This window comes from Longimicrobium terrae (assembly GCF_014202995.1).
Lineage (GTDB): Bacteria > Gemmatimonadota > Gemmatimonadetes > Longimicrobiales > Longimicrobiaceae > Longimicrobium > Longimicrobium terrae.
In genome coordinates this window covers 1-1,778 of sequence record NZ_JACHIA010000049.1, presented here as the reverse complement: position 1 = coordinate 1,778, position 1,778 = coordinate 1, and the positions used below count along the sequence as shown (strand labels likewise).

Sequence of the window (1,778 nt, the reverse complement as noted above, 5' to 3'; positions counted from 1 at the left end):
GCCCCGGATTACACTACCACCAGTCAACCGCTTCCTAACCAGTTGCAGCTCTTCGACTTGTAAGCCGGACAGTAGTGGGGGGAGGGTTGGGGCGGCGGATGGTTCGGTGCGGATCGGCGAGTGCCAAGTGTGAGCGAATGTCGTTGAGCGAATGAAGATGAATCCGCCGCTCAAACAGTGGGAGCCCCCGACACGTCGCCCACAGGCGCCGTTCGGAGCTTCAACCACAACGGAGCGACGCGCCACGAGCCGAATCCCGCGGCCACGCTGAGGTCTCCCTTTCTCCCGCGACAGCGGGGGAGAGGGCCGGGGAGAGGGGGCCTCTGCGACCGCGCGGCACCATCTGGAATGCGCCGGGCAGCAGTTCTCCCCTCTCCGTGCGGCAGTTTGCACGGGGAGGGGCGGGGAGGGGCCTCACAGCCGGAGCATCGCCAAACTCCGCCCTCCTTTCAACGCCTGACCGTCTTCCGCGAGAGCGTGGATCGTGCGTCGTGCGCGACACGCGTGTGGAGGGCGCGCGGAACGTCGGGGCGCGTCTTCGGTATTCGTACCGGCCCGTGAACCCTGACCCACTCGCGACACCGATCCGCCCATGAAGACCCGACTTCTGCGCCGTGCCTGGCTGCTCGTTCCCTTTGCCGCGCTGGCGGCGTGCTCCGATGTCACTGGCGGGTCGGGCGGCGAGGCCGTCGCGGGACTCAGCATCGAGTCGTCCGGCAGCCCGTTGGTGACGGTGAACGGCGCCTCGGTGTCCGGAACGGTGACGGTGCAGCAGGGTCAGCAGCGGCCGATGGACATCGTCTTCCGTTCCGCCGGCGGCACTGTGGTCGTGCCGAGCGCGCTGCAGACGGTGCGCGTCACCATCGTCAACACCGGCGTCGCGGGATGGAGCGGGGGCGAGGCGGGAACGCTGCGCGGCAACCAGCGCGGCTCCACAACGCTGCGCGTGGACCTGCTCTCCGGCGGCACCGCGCTCTACACGTCGCCCTCCATCCCCGTCCAGGTGAACTGATCGCGATCAGATGGACAACAGAGCGGCCCCGTCCTCACACCGAGGACGGGGCCGCTCATCGTTGCACGGATTGCCTGCACTCAGTCGTGCGAATGCGCCGGGCATGCGCAGGCGCCGCACGCCGTCTGGTGCCGCAGATGGCCGTTCCACATCATTCCCGCCGCGAGCAGCAGGCCGCCCGCCACGTGGCCGGCGACGAGCGACGCGCCGCTCCAGGCGAGCGGGTCTGCGGCGATCCACATGGCCGCGCCGAGTGCCATGGGCAGCAGCACGCGGCGGTCGCCATGCGCGCGGATGCCGGAATACGCCATCGCCGCGGCAAGGATGACGGAACCGGCCTGCACCGCGTGCTCCGCGAACTCGGGCAGCGACAGCGCCGGAGCGATCACGGCCAGCAGCGGCGCCGCCAGGCAGTGCACCGCGCACAGAAGCGGCAGCGCCGCCGCCCAGGAAGCGCCGGCGGTGGTGCGGGCGGGCGCGGAAACGGAACTCATCGATCGAATCTCTGCGAACGGGTGCACTGAAATCGAGCGCCGGAAACGCCTGAGGGTTCCGGGCGCGACGATGATAGCGCAATCGATCCGCAGATGCAAGTGATTCGCAACTGGATGGTGTAGCTGCGAGTACTAGAGGAGTGGTGCGGGAGAGGGTCGGAGAGGACCCGGCTCCATGCTGGGGCGACTGAAACGCTTGGTGTGAGTTTCGGGATACATTCGGTGCGCTCGGTGTACACTTGGGCGGTCCTTTAGCCCGAGAATACCACAAT

At 68.2% G+C, this 1,778-nt stretch carries 2 protein-coding genes; one reads left to right on the top strand and one right to left on the bottom strand.

The features are described 5' to 3' along the window. Positions 1-592 precede the first annotated feature (592 nt). A complete protein-coding gene (locus HNQ61_RS28165; protein WP_170039259.1) occupies positions 593-1,012 on the top strand; it encodes a hypothetical protein in 420 nt (139 codons plus the stop codon). Between the two features lie 80 nt (positions 1,013-1,092). Here the strand turns inward: HNQ61_RS28165 and HNQ61_RS28160 are convergent, their stop codons facing one another. Further along, positions 1,093-1,506: a MerC domain-containing protein gene (locus HNQ61_RS28160; RefSeq protein WP_170039257.1), complete on the bottom strand. Its 414-nt coding sequence runs from the start codon at positions 1,504-1,506 to the stop codon at positions 1,093-1,095. Positions 1,507-1,778: the final 272 nt, after the last annotated feature.

What these genes read in the sequence shown, in the direction of transcription:
- HNQ61_RS28160 (WP_170039257.1), bottom strand. Translation starts at nt 1,506, where the DNA reads ATGAGTTCCGTTTCCGCGCCCGCCCGCACCACCGCCGGCGCTTCCTGG.
- HNQ61_RS28165 (WP_170039259.1), top strand. Translation starts at nt 593, where the DNA reads ATGAAGACCCGACTTCTGCGCCGTGCCTGGCTGCTCGTTCCCTTTGCC.